The sequence below is a fragment of the Mycobacterium intermedium genome (assembly GCF_002086275.1).
GTDB classification, from domain to species: Bacteria; Actinomycetota; Actinomycetes; order Mycobacteriales; family Mycobacteriaceae; genus Mycobacterium; species Mycobacterium intermedium.
The window spans coordinates 21,689-38,536 of the sequence record NZ_MVHT01000031.1 but is presented as its reverse complement, the minus strand read 5'-3'; the positions used below and the strand labels follow the sequence as shown (position 1 = coordinate 38,536).

General features: G+C 64.4%; 14 protein-coding genes. 3 read left to right on the top strand and 11 right to left on the bottom strand.

Features of this window, described 5'->3' with window-relative positions:
* A complete protein-coding gene (locus tag BST27_RS13105) occupies positions 1-483 on the bottom strand; it encodes an LppP/LprE family lipoprotein (RefSeq protein ID WP_069420768.1) in 483 nt (160 codons plus the stop codon).
* Positions 484-799: 316 nt separating this feature from the next.
* Between BST27_RS13105 and BST27_RS13100 the strand changes: the two genes are divergently transcribed.
* The 3 genes from BST27_RS13100 (at position 800) to BST27_RS13090 (ending at position 7,163) form a co-directional block, all read left to right on the top strand.
* On the top strand, positions 800-4,993 hold the full coding sequence (locus tag BST27_RS13100) for a bifunctional nitrate reductase/sulfite reductase flavoprotein subunit alpha (RefSeq protein WP_249025699.1): 4,194 nt from the start codon (positions 800-802) through the stop codon (positions 4,991-4,993).
* Positions 4,994-5,099: 106 nt separating this feature from the next.
* On the top strand, positions 5,100-5,426 hold the full coding sequence (locus BST27_RS13095) for a hypothetical protein (RefSeq protein ID WP_232007368.1): 327 nt from the start codon (positions 5,100-5,102) through the stop codon (positions 5,424-5,426).
* 90 nt (positions 5,427-5,516) lie between these two features.
* Positions 5,517-7,163: an NAD-dependent malic enzyme gene (locus BST27_RS13090; protein WP_069420769.1), complete on the top strand. Its 1,647-nt coding sequence runs from the start codon at positions 5,517-5,519 to the stop codon at positions 7,161-7,163.
* A gap of 102 nt (positions 7,164-7,265) precedes the next feature.
* Here BST27_RS13090 and BST27_RS35055 read toward each other — a convergent pair whose 3' ends face one another.
* From BST27_RS35055 to BST27_RS13040, 10 genes are all read right to left on the bottom strand, one after another.
* Entirely contained in the window at positions 7,266-7,457 is a 192-nt protein-coding gene (locus BST27_RS35055) for a hypothetical protein (protein ID WP_372515500.1), read from the bottom strand.
* Between the two features lie 137 nt (positions 7,458-7,594).
* Positions 7,595-8,086: a CAP domain-containing protein gene (locus BST27_RS13080; protein ID WP_069420771.1), complete on the bottom strand. Its 492-nt coding sequence runs from the start codon at positions 8,084-8,086 to the stop codon at positions 7,595-7,597.
* A gap of 8 nt (positions 8,087-8,094) precedes the next feature.
* Positions 8,095-8,775 carry a hypothetical protein gene (locus tag BST27_RS13075; protein WP_372515499.1) on the bottom strand — a complete coding sequence of 227 codons (681 nt, stop codon included), beginning with the start codon at positions 8,773-8,775 and terminating at the stop codon, positions 8,095-8,097.
* Entirely contained in the window at positions 8,772-9,416 is a 645-nt protein-coding gene (locus BST27_RS13070; RefSeq protein WP_069420772.1) for an Mce protein, read from the bottom strand. The genes BST27_RS13075 and BST27_RS13070 overlap by 4 nt, the downstream gene beginning before the upstream one ends.
* A gap of 25 nt (positions 9,417-9,441) precedes the next feature.
* Entirely contained in the window at positions 9,442-10,923 is a 1,482-nt protein-coding gene (locus BST27_RS13065) for an MCE family protein (RefSeq protein WP_069420773.1), read from the bottom strand.
* Entirely contained in the window at positions 10,924-12,048 is a 1,125-nt protein-coding gene (locus BST27_RS13060) for a virulence factor Mce family protein (protein WP_069420774.1), read from the bottom strand.
* On the bottom strand, positions 12,045-13,379 hold the full coding sequence (locus tag BST27_RS13055) for a virulence factor Mce family protein (protein ID WP_069420775.1): 1,335 nt from the start codon (positions 13,377-13,379) through the stop codon (positions 12,045-12,047). The genes BST27_RS13060 and BST27_RS13055 overlap by 4 nt, the downstream gene beginning before the upstream one ends.
* Complete coding sequence (locus BST27_RS13050; protein ID WP_139805136.1) at positions 13,376-14,545, bottom strand: MCE family protein; 1,170 nt, start codon at positions 14,543-14,545, stop codon at positions 13,376-13,378. The genes BST27_RS13055 and BST27_RS13050 overlap by 4 nt, the downstream gene beginning before the upstream one ends.
* Entirely contained in the window at positions 14,542-15,579 is a 1,038-nt protein-coding gene (locus tag BST27_RS13045; protein WP_069420776.1) for an MCE family protein, read from the bottom strand. Before BST27_RS13045 ends, BST27_RS13050 begins: the two co-directional genes overlap by 4 nt.
* Positions 15,576-16,844, bottom strand: coding sequence for an MCE family protein (locus tag BST27_RS13040; RefSeq protein ID WP_069420777.1), 1,269 nt, complete (start codon positions 16,842-16,844; stop codon positions 15,576-15,578). Before BST27_RS13040 ends, BST27_RS13045 begins: the two co-directional genes overlap by 4 nt.
* Between the last annotated feature and the right edge of the window lie 4 nt (positions 16,845-16,848).

Here is a 16,848-nt window from a genome sequence, read left to right as displayed (position 1 = left end):
CTATTGATGAGGTATTGGCCCCAGCGCCGTTAGCTTGCCGTCCGGTCCGATTTGGAATTTCACGGTGCCGCTGCCGCTCGGACAGCATTCCTCATCCGAGCCCACCCGCCACTGATACCGAACCTGCACAGTGTCGTCGGCGGGAGGCAGCACGGTGATATACGGCTTCGGCTTGGGAGTGGCCGGGCCCAGCGCAGTGTCGCGGTCGAAGAACAACAGCTGCTGGGGGGTGGATTCCGAGGCGATCGTGGGGATGATCTGCACCCAGTACAGACGGCAGTTCTTGGCGTGCCCCCGGGCGATCTCGACCCAAGAGGACCCCGGCACCTCGACCGGAACCGAAGCTATCGCCCGCCGCACCGTGTCGGCCGACGGTCCGTCCGAAACCCGGCAGGTATCCGAGCGGGCCGCCGCCGATGGTCGCGGTTTGTCGCCGCAGCCGCCGGCCGGCAGGCAGGCAACCAGACCAGCAATCACCGCCATCACGCTGAGTTGACCACGCACGTGGCGAGCTTAGCGAACCCTGTGAATGTCCCCCCGGTTTGGTCAAAACCCCAGGTGGTGGGCCTTTCACGGGTGCTTCCGCTAGTAGCCTGGGCAACGATCGCCGGATCGTTCCCATGGTCACCGTCGACCAGTGTTTTGGCGCTGTTTCACAGAACGCACTGCGGACAAAGACCCGTGCGAGAAGTACGTAAACCCGCCGAAACGTCGGGAATCTCATCCCGAAACATCGCTGTCGCACGATTGCGATCGCACCATTGCGCTGGTTGGCGCCATGAATCCGGAAGGAAGTCACGTGGCTGGGGATGCCGTGAACACCACGTGCACCTACTGCGGCGTGGGTTGTGGCGTCGTGTTGCAGATCACAACGGACCCGCAAAGCGGCCGCCGTCACATCGCCAAATCCATTGGGCAAGCGACTCATCCGGCGAATTTCGGCCGGTTGTGCACGAAGGGCGCCACCACCGCGGACATGCTCGCCGGGCCGGGCCGGATGGAATCGGCGCATTACCGGGACGTCCGCGCCGAGCCCCTCGAGGCCATCGATATCGATGCAGCCATCGACAAATGCGCGCAACGGTTGCGCGCGATCATCGACGAGCACGGCCCCGATGCGGTCGCGCTCTACGTGTCTGGTCAGATGTCGATCGAGGCCCAGTACCTGGCGAACAAACTGGCCAAAGGCTTCATCGGCACCAACCAGATCGAATCCAACTCACGGCTGTGCATGGCCGGCGCCAGCTCGGGCTACAAGCTGTCGCTGGGCGCCGACGGCCCGCCCGGCTCGTACCAAGACTTCGACCACGCCGACGTCTTTTTCGTCATCGGCGCGAATATGGCGGACTGCCACCCGATCCTGTTCCTACGGATGATGGAGCGCGTCAAAGCGGGCGCCAAGTTGATCGTCGTCGACCCGCGCCGCACCGCCACTGCAGAAAAGGCGGATCTCTTCCTGCAGATCGCGCCAGGCACCGATCTGGCACTGCTGAACGGCCTGCTGCACCTGATCGTCGAAAACGGCCACACCGACGCCGAATTCATTGCCGAGTTCACCGAAGGCTGGGAAGACATGCCCGGCTTGCTGGAGCAGTTCACCCCTGAGGTGGTCAGCGAAATCACCGGAATTCCCGTCGACGACATCCGCACGGCCGCCCGCTGGATCGGTGAAGCCGCGAACTGGATGAGTTGCTGGACCATGGGACTCAACCAGAGCACCCACGGCACCTGGAACACCAACGCAGTCTGCAACCTGCACCTGGCTACCGGCGCGATCTGCAAACTCGGCAGCGGGCCGTTCTCACTCACCGGGCAACCCAACGCGATGGGTGGTCGCGAAATGGGTTATATGGGGCCAGGTTTGCCGGGCCAGCGGTCGGTGCTGTCCGCGGACGACCGGGAGTTCGTGGAGGACCAGTGGGGCATTCCACGTGAGTCGCTGCGCACCGACGTCAGTGGCGGCGTGATCGACCTGTTCTCCCGGATGGCCGACGGGCAGATCAAGGCATGCTGGATCATCTGCACCAATCCCGTTGCCACGGTGGCGAACCGGAAGACGGTGCTGGCCGGCCTGGAGAAGGCAGAACTGGTGATCAGCCAGGATGCGTTCTTCGAGACCGAGACCAACGCGTACGCCGACGTCTTGCTGCCGGGTGCACTGTGGACCGAGTCCGACGGCGTCATGGTCAACTCCGAACGCACCATGACGTTGTCCCAACAGGCCGTCGAGCCGCCGGGACAAGCGCTGCCGGACTGGGAGATCATCGCCCGGATCGCTTGCGCGATGGGGTATTCGGACCACTTCAACTATGAGACCGCCTCGGACGTGTTCGACGAGATCAAGCGGTTCTCCAACCCGGCAACCGGTTACGACTTGCGCGGGATCAGCCACCAGCGGCTACGTCAGCAACCCGTGCAGTGGCCGTGTCCGCCCGGGGCAACCAGCGGCCGCAACCCGATCCGCTACCTCAATGACGGTGTCAGCCGACCTCAGTTAGTGCGCGAGGACGGTACCGTGCCGCGTCTGGCCTTCCCCACCCCGAGCGGTCGTGCCGTGTTCTTCGCGCGCCCACACCTGCCCGCAGAGGAGATGCCCGACGCTGGATACCCGTTCCTGCTCAACACCGGACGCCTGGCGCATCAATGGCACACGCTGACCAAGACCGGCAAGGTCGCCAAGCTCAACAAACTCAATCCCGGGCCGTTCGTCGAGATTCACCCCGACGATGCCGAAGCGCTCCAGGTCCAGGACGGCGACCGCATTGAAATCGCTTCGCGCCGCGGCCGAGCGGTGCTGCCCGCCATGATCACCGATCGAGTGCGACGCGGGAGCTGTTTCGCACCCTTCCACTGGAACGACAGCTACGGCGAGTACCTGTCGATCAACGCCGTCACCAACGACGCCATCGACCCGATATCGCGCCAGCCCGAATACAAGGTGTGCGCGGTCAGCCTCACCAAAGTCGCGGCCGCTCAGCCTGACTCGGGTGACATCTCTGCCGTGCCCGCCAAGATGGATGAGGCCGCGCCCGTTCATTTGAACGAGATCGAGAACTTCAGTGTGTCGCACGTCGACGCCCTGGCCGAGATGCTCGGTGTGGCAAGTGAACCGATGCCGAAGTTCGGTCCCCTCGGCCGCTCCTACCTAGCGGGGTTGCTGGCCGGGCTCCGGTCGGAAACGGGTCGCCGCATGCCTGGCGTGCCCACCGTTCCCGCCAGCGCTCCGTTCGACACCGCCACCCGGTTGTGGCTGGACGGTCTGCTCGCGGGGATGTTCGCGCGCACCGAGCCCCAGACCGACCCCCCCGTGGAGCCGGTGGCCCCGCCGCTGATCGGTTTCCACCCAGACAGGCCGGTCGCCGAGCGAAAAACGATCGTAATCCTGTGGGCGTCACAGACCGGCAATGCCGAAGATCTCGCCGCGGAGATCGCCGCCAAGCTTCGTGACGCTCGGCTGCCGGTCGCCCTGCACAGCATGGACGACTACCCCACCGCGGACCTGTCGACGACGACGGAGCTGCTGGTCATCACCAGTACCACCGGGGATGGCGACCCACCCGACAACGGCGCCGGATTCTGGCACACGTTGACATCGGACGACGCCCCCCGCCTCGGCGGCACCCGGTACGCGGTTCTCGCGTTGGGCGACTCCAACTATCACGACTTTTGCGGCCACGGACGCAAAATCGACGAGCGCCTCGCCGCGCTGGGGGCCACCCGCATCGCCGAGCGGGTGGACTGCGACCCGGACTATGAGGACGCCGCGGCACGCTGGTTGGACGCGGTCCTGCGCGCACTGACGGCCGAGCCGGACAGGGCCAAGCCGAATGGGCTGGCGGTCACGACCACCCGGGAACAGACCCGACCCGATTCGCAACGGTTCACCAGGAAGCGGCCGCTACTCACCAGCCTGGTTCGCAATTGCACGCTCACCCGTGCGCAGTCGGCGAAAGATGTACGGCAGTTGGTGTTCGACCTTCCGGAATCAGCGCTGCGCTACGAGGCCGGCGACGCGCTTGGTGTCTGGCCACGCAACAGCGACCACCTCGTCGAGGAGTGGCTGACGGTGACGGGCCTGGACGGCGATGCGACGGTCGAGCTGGCCAACCAGGGGGCAATGTCACTGCGTGCCGCACTCACCGACCGGCTCGAGATCGCCCACATCAGCCCGGACCTGCTCAGGTTCGTGCAGCAACGCTCCGGTGACAGCGAACTGGCCGCCCTGCTGCGTCCGGAGAACAGGACCGCCCTCGCCGACTGGACGTGGGGCCGCCAATCGGTGGACCTGCTTGCGCAGCTGCCGGTGCGAGCGACCACCGACGAGTGGCTGACCATCCTCAAACCGCTGCAACCGCGGCTGTATTCGATCTCGTCGAGTCCCAAGGTGAGCCCGAACGAGATTCACCTGACAGTCTCGCCCGTGCGCTACAACTTCAAGGGCATTCCGCGGCGCGGGGTCTGCTCGACCTACCTCGCGGACCGCTCCCCCGGCGATCAGATCGCGGTCTACGTCCGGCCGTCGAATTTCCGTCCACCCAGCGATCCCGACACCCCGATGATCATGGTCGGGCCGGGTACTGGGATCGCGCCCTTCCGCGGCTTCCTGCAGGAGCGGCGCGCACTCGGCCACACCGGGCCCAACTGGCTGTTCTTCGGGGAGCAGCACGCCGCCACCGACTTCTACTACCGGGACGAGATCGAGGCGATGCACGCCGACGGGCTGCTCACCGAGCTGGACCTCGCGTTTTCGCGTGACCAGCGCGAGAAGGTCTACGTGCAGCACCTGATGCGCAAGCGCGGCGCCCAGCTGTGGGAGTGGCTGCAGGACGGGGCACAGCTGTACGTGTGCGGGACCGCCGACCCCATGGCCAAAGACGTCGATCGCGCGCTGTGCGAGATCGTGGCCGAGCACGGCAGGCTGGCGGCGGACGAGGCCCAGGCCTATGTCCGCGCACTGAGCGCCGACAAGCGCTACCACCGCGACGTCTACTAACACAAGAGTTAATACGGCGGAAACATCCCGAATCCCGCGCTGGAAACATCTCAGTCGCAGCATTCACCCCAGAGTCGAGTTAGCACTAGCGGGAGGGAATGCAGTCGTGACTCGGGAATGCCCGTTGCAATGCAAGCTACGCGCCGCCGCGACAGATGACGGCCCGACCGACGGGGCGTCGCCATTCGACCGGGTTGACTGGGCGGGATTGCCCGTCAAGCTGGATCTGGCATTCTCGCAGCAGCAGTGCGACCGGGTCTACGCGCAGCACATGAAGCGCAAACGCGGTTTTGAGTTGTGGCGTGAGTCGCGGAAGCGTGCCGCGCCGTGCGTCTGTGAGATGGCTGCCGCCAACGATTCGGCGGAGGCCTCGCCCGCCGCCACGATGCAGAACTCGACCCCGAACGCTGCGGACGCCGCGCTCAGTGTCTGATCGCGGTATTCATCGCGTTTACTTAAGGCCCGTCGGCCTCGACTGACGTTACGGTGACTTGACGCGAGCAAGTCACCCCCGGAGGTCGTCATGGGCGATGTCAACGTCCCACGTTTTCCCGCCGCGCTGTCCACCCCCAGCCTCAATCGCGGGGTCGGCTTCACCCACGAAGAGCGGCGGCGGCTGGGCCTGACTGGGCGGCTCCCATCGGCGGTACTCACGCTCGAGCAACAAGCCGAGCGGGTGTGGCGCCAATTGCAAACCATGGCAACGGATTTGGGACGGAATTTGCTGCTCGAGCAGTTGCACTACCGGCACGAGCTGCTGTACTTCAAGATGCTGACCGATCATCTGCCCGAGCTGATGCCGGTGGTGTACACGCCCACAGTCGGGGAAGCCATCCAGCGGTTCTCCGACGAATACCGGGGGCAACGGGGGCTTTTCCTCAGCATCGACCAACCCGAGGACGTCGGCCCGGCCTTCGAAACGCTGGGGCAAGGGCCCGACGACATCGACCTGATCGTGTGCACCGACGCCGAGGCGATCCTGGGTATCGGCGACTGGGGCGTGGGTGGCATCCAGATCGCGGTGGGCAAATTGGCATTGTACACCGCCGGCGGCGGCATCGACCCGCGCCGCACCTTGGCGGTGTCACTCGATGTGGGCACCGACAACGAACAGCTGCTGCAGGATCCCTTCTATCTGGGTGTTCGCCATGGTCGGCGGCGCGGTGAGGAATACGACAAGTTCATCGACCACTACATCGAAACCGCACACCAGATGTTTCCTCGGGCGCTGCTGCATTTCGAAGATTTCGGCCCGGCGAACGCGCGGAAGATCTTGCAGAAGTACGGTTCGAAATACTGCGTGTTCAACGACGACGTGCAAGGGACCGGCGCGGTGGTCGTGGCCGCCGTCGATGGCGGGACGGAAGCCAACGGCACCCGCTTCCGCGATCAGCGCATCATCGTATTCGGCGCCGGCACGGCCGGGATCGGTGTCGCCGATCAGATCAGGGACGCCATCGTCGCCGACGGCGCCACCGTCGAGCAGGCCGAGTCGCAGATCTGGGCCATCGACAAGCAGGGCCTGCTCTTCGACGACATGGAGGACCTGCGGGACTTCCAGGTGCCCTACGCGAAGAACCGCAAACAACTCGGCGTCGAGCCCGGGGAACGGGTCGGATTACTCGAGGCCATCAAGTTGGCCTCCCCTACCGTCTTGCTCGGCAGCTCAGCGGTTTCCGGCGCCTTCACCCAAGAAGTGGTCGAGGCCATGACGGCCTGCTGCGATCGGCCGATGATCTTCCCGCTGTCCAACCCGACTTCACGGATGGAGGCCATGCCGGTCGACATCGTGCAATGGTCGAAGGGCAAGGCCCTCATTACCACCGGCAGCCCGGCCGCGCCGGTGGAATACGACGGGGTCACCTACACCATCGGCCAAGCCAACAATGTGCTGGTGTTCCCGGGCATCGGGCTCGGGGTGATCATCTCCGGGGCTCGGTTGCTGACCCAGAACATGTTGCACGCCGCCGCCAAAGCGATTGCGCTGCTGGCCAACCCGAAAAATCCGGGCGACTCGCTGTTGCCCGATGTTTGCGACTTGCGGTCCACGTCGGCTGCGGTCGCCGAGGCCGTCTGTGCGGCCGCCGTGGCCGACGGAGTGGCGACGAGGACGCACGACAACGTCAAACAGGCCATCCAGGACACGATGTGGTGGCCCACCTACGACTAATCACGCCGAGCAGACGCAAACTGGTATCAGAGCGGCCCGTTTTGTACAACTTTGTGTCTGCTCGCGAGGGTTGCTCGCCAGGCGCCGAAACCGCCGGACAGGTTATTCGAAGTAGCGCGGTTGCGTCGCCTGGTCCGACGTGAGCGAGGCGACGAATTCGTCCACGTCGGTGATACTGGCCGCGTAATTGGTTCGGCGTTGTTCGCCGATGGTGGAGCAGGTTTCGCTGGACAGGTTCTTGCCGCAGGCAGACCCGGCACCGTGTGCGGGAAACACTCGCGTGGCGTCGGGCAACTTGAGCAGCTTGCCGTGCAGAGATCGGTAGAGTCGGCGGGGTAGGCTCTCCGCCGATATCCCATTGCCTACCAACAGATCTGGTCGACCCAGATCATCTGCTCCTCCTGCCGGTGATGCCGAGCAGACGGGCGTTGTCAGCGCGCTGCGGGCTGTCCATACACGGCGACCACGACGGTGCGATCCAGGCTGTTCACCGACCACACCCCGATGGCAGTGTTGGCGCAGTCCCGGATGATGGACATCGAATAGTCGTCGTAGTACCACTGTTTCACCAGTTCGAGGCTGCTGATCGACAAGGCCGGGTTGGTCGCCACCGTCTCGGTTACTCGGCCGCGAAACCCGGCGGCATTGGCGCGGTCCTGCGGCGTCGATCCGTCGGATCCGATGTCGTCGTTGATGCTTCGGTTGCTCAACATGTCGTCGGCGTGCCACTGAGCGGCCAGCGTGAGCGAGTTGTTCGGGATGACATCGTTGGTGCAGCCGGCTTGGTGCTGAATGGTGTAGACGGCGGAGACGACGCTGTCGTTGAGCCGCTTGTTGTCGGCGTGCGCGGCCGGGGCCGCCAACACCCCCGCGAGGATTACGGCGGCCGGCAGCGCTGACAGCCCGCCAAGACTACGGCTCATACCGGGGGTCATACCGGGTCGAAGTGCGAAACCAGCCATCGGCCATCGACTTTCTCTAACGTCACCCGAATGACGGGCTGGGTGTCGGTGGGAGTGCCACCCTCGCCCATCGTCACGGTTTGATTGACGAACAACAGGACGACCGCGTGGTTCTCGGTGGCCGATACCGACGCCGCCGCGCTGACTTTCGCGACCGCCGAGATCTGCTTTTCCTTTGCGCCCGGAATGACGACTTGGCGGGTAAGGGACGTGTAAGCGTCCTTGAAGTCACCGGTCAGTCGGTCACGCGCCGCGCCCAGTTCCTTGTCGGCCGTATCGGCCTTATAGGACAGCAACGCCACCGCGTCTTCGCTGGCAATCCGCACGGTTTCGCTCCGCGCCTGAGCGGCATCGGCCTCCGATACGGCTATCCATCGGAAGTATCCCGCCGTCAGAGCCAGTACCAACGCCAGACCGGGGAGTACCCCATACGCGAGCACCCGTGTCCAAGCGATTGGCGTCTTGTCCCTTGAGGTCTCGATCTCGGACTCGGCGTCCACCGCCTCATCGGAGTCTTCCTCGGCTCCCTCGGCGTCGGCCTCCGCAACGTCCGAATCTTCCAGTGCCAATGCGCTTTCGGCTGTCGGCTCCAGATCCGGGTAGCTCGAAGCGGCGATCGCGCCGTCGGTTTTTTCGCTCACGGTCGTCATGGCACGAACACCACGTTCGACATCTTGGCGTCGTCGCCGACCGCCTTGACCTCTATTCGCATCCGCCATTCCCTTGGTGCCTCCTCGCCTGCGGCGGTGCGCGACTTCACCGCGACCGCCACCAACACCTGAGCCGAATCACCGTGCTGCTCTTCCAATCCGGCCTCGGTGACCGTGCCCTGCGACTTCGACTGCGCCGCCTTGACGAGTTCGACGAACGGAGCGGCCCGCCGCTCGAAGTCGTCGCGGAACGTTCCGGTGGACGAGTCCAGAATCCGCTGGACGTCGGTGTCGACTTCGGTGTAGTCGATGGTTGTCAGGTTCACCGCTCCCTGGCGTGCGGCGGCCAAGAACAACTCGCGCTGCGCCTTGGCCTCATGCTCATGGTAAGCGCGGTATCCGTACCAGCCGGTCAATCCGATCAGCAATGCCACGATGACGCCGGAAGCGACCAGTGCCCAGACGACGGGGGTTGAGCGACGGCGAGCGGGCCGGTCGGTCGGTGTGCCTTCGTCCTCGTCGGCCTCATCCACCTCTTCGGCTTCCTCGACGTCCTCGACGTCCACGACATCTTTGGCCTCGGCAACGCCCTCGACTTCGGTGCCGTCGTCGACTTCGACGGTGTCAGGTTCGTCGGCCATGTTGCTCCTTACTCACCGCAATGGCTCACGGTGTTGGCACTAAGAGTGATTGCCAGTTCTTGGCGCGCGGGTGCGCCAAATCGGTTTCGGTGTAACGGTGCCCGTCGGGTCCGATGTACTCACCGGAGGCTGGGTCGTAGGTGGCAATCGCTACCGGCGGGGCTACGGGCGGAGGTGCCGGCGCGGTGCCCCGCGGCGGTGGTAGGCGCGGATCCTGTCCCGGCGGATACTGCGGCACGCCCTGGCCGCTGTAGGTGGCGTTGGGGTCGCCCTTCCAGTTGTAACCGTCGTTGAGCGGTACGTACTCTTCGTCGCTTTCGCACAGCTCCACAGTGGGTGCGCGCTTCCACGGCTTGGTCTCGCATGGAATGTTGCGTGCCCCACGGACGTTGAGCTCCGAGTCTTGCGGTATCCGGCAGTACAAGTCCGCGGCGGGCCGGTCTGGCGCGTCGACGTTGGACGGCGCGCGTCGTTGCGTCGGCGGCAGGAAGCCGGTGGTGCACGGTGGCGGCAGGTTCATGTTGAGATTGAAATCCAGATAAAAGCCCCGGTAGTCCTGCTTGGTGCCGGTGTTCGGCACCAGGGAGCCGGCCATGACGGCGATGCCCTGCGGCAGCAGCACCAGGATCTGCTCGATGTCGTGGCGGTAGACGACGGCGATGTCGCCGAGGCTGACCAGGTTGGCCATCAACACCGGCAATGCCGGCGCGACCCGATCCAACAGCGCGCGGCCTTCCTCCAGGCCCTCGCTGCCCTGCGTCATCAGGTCGCGCAGCGCGGCATCCTGCGCCTTGAACTGGGCCGTGATCGCGGCGGTTTGCGCTGCCCAGGTGGCAATCGCCTCCGAGGTCTGCACCTGAGAGTTCAAAACCGGTGGGGTCTGGTCGATCAGGGTGGCGAGCGAGTCGACGCTGCGTCCGCCGGCGATCGCCAGCGCCGCCGACCCGTCGACGATCCGGGACAATTCGGGCCCAAGGCCGCCAACCGCCCGATCGGACTCGTCCATCACCGTGCGCAGGTTCTCCCGCGGAATGGCTTGTAACGCACGGTTGGTCATGTCGAGCAGCAGTCCGATGTCGATGGGCACGTCGACATTGCCGGCGGGAATCTTGTCTCCGGCACGTAGCAAGCGGGAATGCTCGAGATCCTTGCCGGGCAGCGGAGTCAGCTCGATGTACTGCTCTCCCACTGCCGAACGGCTGTGCACCGAAGCCCTGACGTCGGACGGCACCTGCACGCCGGATCGCATGGCGAGCACCGCTTGCACGCCGTCCGCGGTGACATCGACCGACTTGACCTGACCCACGTCAGTGCCGCGATAGGTGACGACCGCGTTCTGGTACAGCCCGGCCGACTCCTTCAGGTCGACCGTCACGGTGTACTCGCCGACCCCGAACAGCGTCTCCGGCAGCCGCATGTAGTTGAAAACCATTGCACCACAGGACAACACCGTCACCAATGACAGGACTGCCAATTGGATCCAGGTCTTGCGGTTCAGGCGCAGCATTTAGTAACTCTCGAAGTGGTAAGGGAAGGTCAGCGGGTTACCGGCGGTGGCCGGGCTCGGCTGCATGCCGATCGTGCGGCCCCACTGCAGTTCCAGGCGGGTCATGTTGCCTTCCCAGCGAGTGCCGGTGAATATTCCGGTATCTATCCGGCTCAGCGTCAGGTCGACGATCATCGTCAGGTTGGCGTAGTCGCCACGGAACCAGTTGGTCACCGTGGACGTCGGCCAGGGATACGTTGCCAAGCCGTCCAGGCCCTTGGTCAGCGCCGGACCGGCGTCCGCGAGCCGCCGCAGCACCGGCGCGAATTGCCGCAGATTGTTCACCAGAGACTCCTTGCTCTGATGCAGGACGTCCGCCGCGATCGCGCTGAACTTGCCGAGTTGATCGATAGCGTCGGCAATCTGCTCGCGCTCCTTGGCCAGCACCGCCAACGCTTTGGGCACGCTGGTCAGCGCCTTGTCGACGGCCTCGTCTTTGGCGGCGAACTGGCCGGCCAGCGCATTGAGATTCTCGGCGGCGCCGATGATGTCGTCGGTCTGCTCATTCGTGCCGGCGATGAACTCGTCGATCTGGTGCAACAAGCTGCGCATGTCGTCTTCGCGGCCGGCGAACGCCTTCGCGACGGCCTGCGTGATCTCCTGCAATTGAGCCAGCCCGCCGCCATTCAGCAGCACCGAGACGGACGCCAGGGTCTGCTCGGTGGTCGGGTACATGCTCGCGTGCGACAACGGAATGAGCGAACCGTCTTTGAGTTCGCCCACCGGCGGCTCATCCTTGGGCGGCGCGAGTTCGATGTGCATCGAACCCAGCAGGCTGGTCTGGCCGATCTTGGCGGTGGCGTTCGCCGGCAGGTGCACATCGCCGTTGATGCGCATGGTGACCAGCGCGTGCCAGTCCTGCACCTCGATCTTGGTGACGTTGCCGATGTTGACGTCGGCGACCCGAACCCGGGTGTTTTCCTGGATGTTCACCACATCTGGCAGTTGCGCCTGGATGGTGTACGAGCCCGGGCCCCCACCCGCGGTTCCCGGGAGGGTCAACGAGTTCAGGCCGTGCCAACCAGCGCATCCGGGCAGCGCGGCGATGCACGCAACGCTGAGTACAACGACGACGGCGCGCTTCATGATGGGGGCCCCTGCGGAACCATCAGGCCCTGCAGACCTAGGCTCGGGTCCACCACGACCGGGCCCGGTGCGGGTGAAGTGGCGGCTGTCTGCTCGGCGGGCAACGCCTCGGGCGGCGCGGCCAGCGGCTCGGGCAGTGCGGGCGGCTCAGGGGGCATGTAGTCGGGACGAAGTCTGTCTTCGCTGTAGGTGATCTCGTTGCGCCGGGCCTGCGGGCCGACGAACGGGTTGAGTCCGAACGGCAAGAAGTTGTAGATGCGGTTCTTGATGATCGGCTCGACGTACTGCATGCACAGCTTCGACACCCTGTCCAAGCCCCGCCTGGACGCCGCTTCGATTGAGCTGCAGATCCATTGCTGGATGTCGGCGAAGTTGTTCAGCGCAATGATGCCGCTCATCGCGCCCTGCGCGGGTTGGTAGATGTTGACGAAGTTCTGAAACACCGTCGGGACCACATGCAGGATCTGTTTGATATCGGCGCGGCTGTCATTGAGCGCGGTGGTGATCGAACTCAGCCGGTCGAACGTGACACCGATCGATTCCCGGTTCTCCGCGAGGAAACCGCGCACATCCGCCAACGCCCCGTCCAGGCCCTGCAGGGCGTTGGCGACCTCATTGGGGCTGTTGGACAGCACCGTCGTCACGCTTGCCAGGTTGCGGTTGAACGAGGCCAGCAGATCGCTGCTGGAGTGCAGGGCCGATACCAGCAGTTGCAGATTGCGTACCGTGCTGAAGATGTCGTCGGCGTGATCGCCGAGGGCTGAAATCGCCTCGGAGAGCTTGATTATGGTGTCGTGCGCGGTCTCTCCCTCACCGCGCACATTGTCCGCGGTGGCATTGATGAATTCGCCCAGCGAGTTGACGCCGTCCGGACCCGGTTGCAGCGACTCGGTCAGCGCCTTCAACTGCTTTCGGAAGTCGTCCCATTCGACGGGCACCGCGGTGCGGCTCAGCGGTATGGATGTCCCGGCAGCCAAGGTGGGGCCGCCGGAGTAGGCGGGGACGAGCTGAATCGCCCGCGCGGTCACCAACGACGGCGACAGGATCGCGGCGCGGGCGTCGGCCGGGATCGGGTACTGCTTGTCGACGGAGAAGGTCACTTTCGAGCTCGTGGGCAGCGGCTCAATCTTGTCCACCGTGCCGACCGCGACGCCGAGGATGCGAATCTCGTCGCCGACGAACAAGCCGTTGGCATTCTGGAAATACGCCGAATAGGTGTTGGTATCAACGTGTTTCCACAGCTTGTTGCCAACCAGAAACGAAGCGAAGACGAGAGTCGCGATCAAGGTGACCGCCGTGGCTCGGCGAATGAGGCTCCGGCTGATGTTCACGGCGCCCCCCGATCGGGCGGCACGTAGTCCGGGGGCGGGCCCGGCCTGGGCTCCGGCGAGGGCGGCTGAGACCAAATCGGCACCGGGGCGAGTTCCGGTGGGACGGGCGGACTTCCGGTCGGCGGGTCGACTGACTCCGACGGCAGGTGTTGGTTGGGGTCCAAATACCGGTCATACATGCGCGAGTCGAGGATCGGACCGCTCAGCTGGCCGGGAATCAGGTTCGCGACATAAGCCTTGAAGAACGGGCCGGAGCCCAGCACCTCGCCGAACGACATGGCATACCGCTTGAACTTCGGCAGCGTCCTTTGGATTTCCTCTTTGCGGTTGTCGAGGACCTCGAGCACGCCGTTGAGTTTGTCGAGCGCCGGCTTGAGTTGGGTGCGGTTGTCATCGACGAGCCCGGAAATCTGGTGTGAAACCGCGGTGATGTTGTTCATCAGGGCGTCGATCGAATCGCGCTCTTGCAGCAACGCTGCCAGCAGCGCGTTGGAGTTCTGGACCAGAACGGCGATCTGTTGGCTGCGGCGGCCCAACACTGAGCTGACATTGTTGGCGTTGGCCAGCAGGCTGCGCAGTTGCGCGTCGCGATTGTTGAGGGTCTCCGAGAACCTGGCGACCCCGTCGAGCGCCGGCCGCAGGTTCGGCGGCGTCTCCTTGAGGGTGTCCCCCAATGTCGTCAGCGCCTTTGACAATTGGATGGTGTCAAGGCCGCTGATCTGAGTGGTCAAGTCTCCCAACGCATCGGGCAGGTCGTAGGGCGAGGTGGTGCGTTCCAGCGGGATCGGGCCGCGTAAGCGGCCACCGCCCCGCGAGGTCAGCTCCAGCATCTTGGATCCGAGAATGGTCTCGGTCTTGATCGCCGCTTCGGTGCGATCGCCCAACTCGACGTTCTTTCGGACGGTGAAACCGACCCGAACCTTGTTGCCTTCCAAGCGAACGTCGGACACCCGCCCCACACCCACGCCGGACACCCGGACCTGGTTCCTGGGCTTGATGCCACCGGCTTCGGAGAAGTACGCCGCGTAGTTGTCGTAGTTGTTGACGAACGGCAACTTGTCGTACTGGAAGGCGATGAAGACTACGCAGGTGACGATCACGGCACCCATCGCTCCCAGCACGACCGGGTTGCGGTTCTTGCCCGGCTTGCCTTTGAACCGGCTCATTGCGGCGTGCACCGTCCGGAGGGCTGGCCAATCAGCTTCACGTAGATCGGATTACCTCCTTTGCCGTTGACCTTGAGCAAGACCTCGCAGAAGTAGAAGCCGAAATAGTCACCCGTCAGACCTTGTCTGGACAGGACTTGGTAGACGTCGGGCAGCGACCTGAGCAGGTTGTCGACATACTCGCCGTCGGCGAGAATCTGACCCGACGCGCGGTCGGTCTCGTGCACCAGGTCCTTGATCGGCTGGCGCGCCTGCACGAGTAGGTCGGTAATCGAGCCGGTCGCGGCGTTGATGTATGCCAGCCCGTTGGCGATGTCGGTCTTGCGCTCCGCCAGGCCGTCCACGAACTCGACCAATTTGTCCAGGCCGTCGGCGAATTCGCGGTCGCGGGTGGCGAAGGTGTGCAGCACGGTGTTCAAGTTGGTGATGAGCTCGCCGATCAGTTCGCTGCGGCCGGCCAGCGTCGAGGTCAGTGACGCGGTCTGCGCCAGCACCGACGACAGGGTGCCGCCCTGTCCCTGAAAGACGCGCAGCAGTTGCCCCGAGAGGGCGTTGACTTGGTCTGGGTCCAGCGCGCGGAACAGCGGCCGGAACCCGCCGATCAATGCGTCGATGTCCAGCGCCGGCGACGTCCGCGCCAGCGGAATCGTGGCGCCCGGCGCCAGTCGGTGCGGCGACCCGGCGCCCTGTTCGAGAGCGAGAAACCGGTCGCCGATCAGGTTTTCGTACCGCACCACGGCCCTGGTGCCTTCGGTGAGTCGCAGCTTCTTGTCCACCGCGAAGTCGACGGTCACCGTCCCATCGCGGTGCAGGGTGATGTCGCCGACCTTGCCGACCTCCGCGCCGGCGATACGCACGAAGTTGCCCGACTTCAGCCCCGAAATATTGGTGAAGACCGCGTGATAGCCGACCCGATCCTCGAAGCGAAACTGTCCGAACACAGTGATCAATGCGAACGTGAACACCAGGCACACCGCGGTGAACAACCCGACGCGCGCCCAGATCTTCCAAAGACTCTGCCTTCCTTTACTCATGGCGGCGGCGTGCCCCCACGGAAGAAGTAGCGCGGTGGTTCGGGCGGGTTCTTGGTCGTCGGGAAGTAGTTGGACCACCAGGGATTTCCGACGGCCATGTTGGTGCGGATCTCATTTGGCTCGGTGCCCCAACCGGTGTCGGTGACCAGAGCCTTGACCGGGTAGTTTGCGCTGGGGTCGGGCAGCGAACCGCAACTGGGCTTTCCGCCGGGACCGCCCTTCGCATTCACCTTCGGCAGATGCTTCGGGTACCGGTACGGGTCGTCGCCGAAGAGCAGACCGGCATCCATGATGAACGAATAGCCGTTGCCGCCCAATGTTTCCCGGCCACCGTGCTCCACATACCACTGCGCGCCCTGGAACAGGCACGTATAGGTGGGCGAATACATCTCCAGCAGTCTGGTGGTCGGATCGAGCAGGTTGATGGCATTCACGATGTTCGATTCGTTGCGGCCGATCACGTTGATACCGGTCTGGCTGAAGCCAATGGTCGACAACAGCAGCGCATCCAACGACTGCTGGTTCGCGGTGATGGTGTCGCTGGTGGTCGTGAACGAACTGAGGATCGACAGGATGTCCGGCGCCGCAGCGGAATAGACGGCCATGGTCTTGCGGAACAGCCGCCAATCCTCGTGCACGGTGCCCAGCCGGGGATTGACCGCCAGCAGCACCTTGTTGGCATCGGTGATGGCATGTCCGATCCGATCGCCCTTGCCGCGGACCGATTGCGCGAAAGCGGACAGGACCGCGTTCAGCTTGGCCGGGTCAAGGGCCTGGACCACCGCTTGCAGGTTCTCGAAAACGGTGTTGACTTCGACGGTCACATTGCGCGAGCGCAGGACTGCGCCTGGCTTCAAAGCCACCGAACTATGGTGTTCGGGCACGATGAGATCGACGAACTTGGCTCCGAACGCGGTCGTCGACTTGATCTCCGCCTCGACGTCGCTCGGCAGATACTTGAATACGTCCGGGTAGATCTTCAGTTTCAGCTGAGCGGTTTTCGTGTCCGTGCCGATCGACGCCACCTGTCCCACCTGCACACCGCGCAGCTTGACCTTGGCGCCGTTTTCCATCACCAGTCCCGCGCGGTCCGAGACCACCGTGAGTGGGACGAAACTCTCGAATTTGCCGGAGAACGACGCCGCGGTCAGCGCTACGAGACCGGTGATGACGATGAACAGCGTTGGCGCGTACCAGATCGGATCGATCTTGCTGACCCGCGTTCGGTTCAGCCGGAATGCTCCACGGTCACTGCGATTGGTCATGGCC

What these genes read in the sequence shown, in the direction of transcription:
- BST27_RS13070 (WP_069420772.1), bottom strand. Translation starts at nt 9,416, where the DNA reads ATGGCCGACGAACCTGACACCGTCGAAGTCGACGACGGCACCGAAGTC.
- BST27_RS13065 (WP_069420773.1), bottom strand. Translation starts at nt 10,923, where the DNA reads ATGCTGCGCCTGAACCGCAAGACCTGGATCCAATTGGCAGTCCTGTCA.
- BST27_RS13050 (WP_139805136.1), bottom strand. Translation starts at nt 14,545, where the DNA reads ATGAGCCGGTTCAAAGGCAAGCCGGGCAAGAACCGCAACCCGGTCGTG.
- BST27_RS13080 (WP_069420771.1), bottom strand. Translation starts at nt 8,086, where the DNA reads ATGAGCCGTAGTCTTGGCGGGCTGTCAGCGCTGCCGGCCGCCGTAATC.
- BST27_RS13040 (WP_069420777.1), bottom strand. Translation starts at nt 16,844, where the DNA reads ATGACCAATCGCAGTGACCGTGGAGCATTCCGGCTGAACCGAACGCGG.
- BST27_RS13075 (WP_372515499.1), bottom strand. Translation starts at nt 8,775, where the DNA reads ATGACGACCGTGAGCGAAAAAACCGACGGCGCGATCGCCGCTTCGAGC.
- BST27_RS13060 (WP_069420774.1), bottom strand. Translation starts at nt 12,048, where the DNA reads ATGAAGCGCGCCGTCGTCGTTGTACTCAGCGTTGCGTGCATCGCCGCG.
- BST27_RS13045 (WP_069420776.1), bottom strand. Translation starts at nt 15,579, where the DNA reads ATGAGTAAAGGAAGGCAGAGTCTTTGGAAGATCTGGGCGCGCGTCGGG.
- BST27_RS13090 (WP_069420769.1), top strand. Translation starts at nt 5,517, where the DNA reads ATGGGCGATGTCAACGTCCCACGTTTTCCCGCCGCGCTGTCCACCCCC.
- BST27_RS13105 (WP_069420768.1), bottom strand. Translation starts at nt 483, where the DNA reads ATGGCGGTGATTGCTGGTCTGGTTGCCTGCCTGCCGGCCGGCGGCTGC.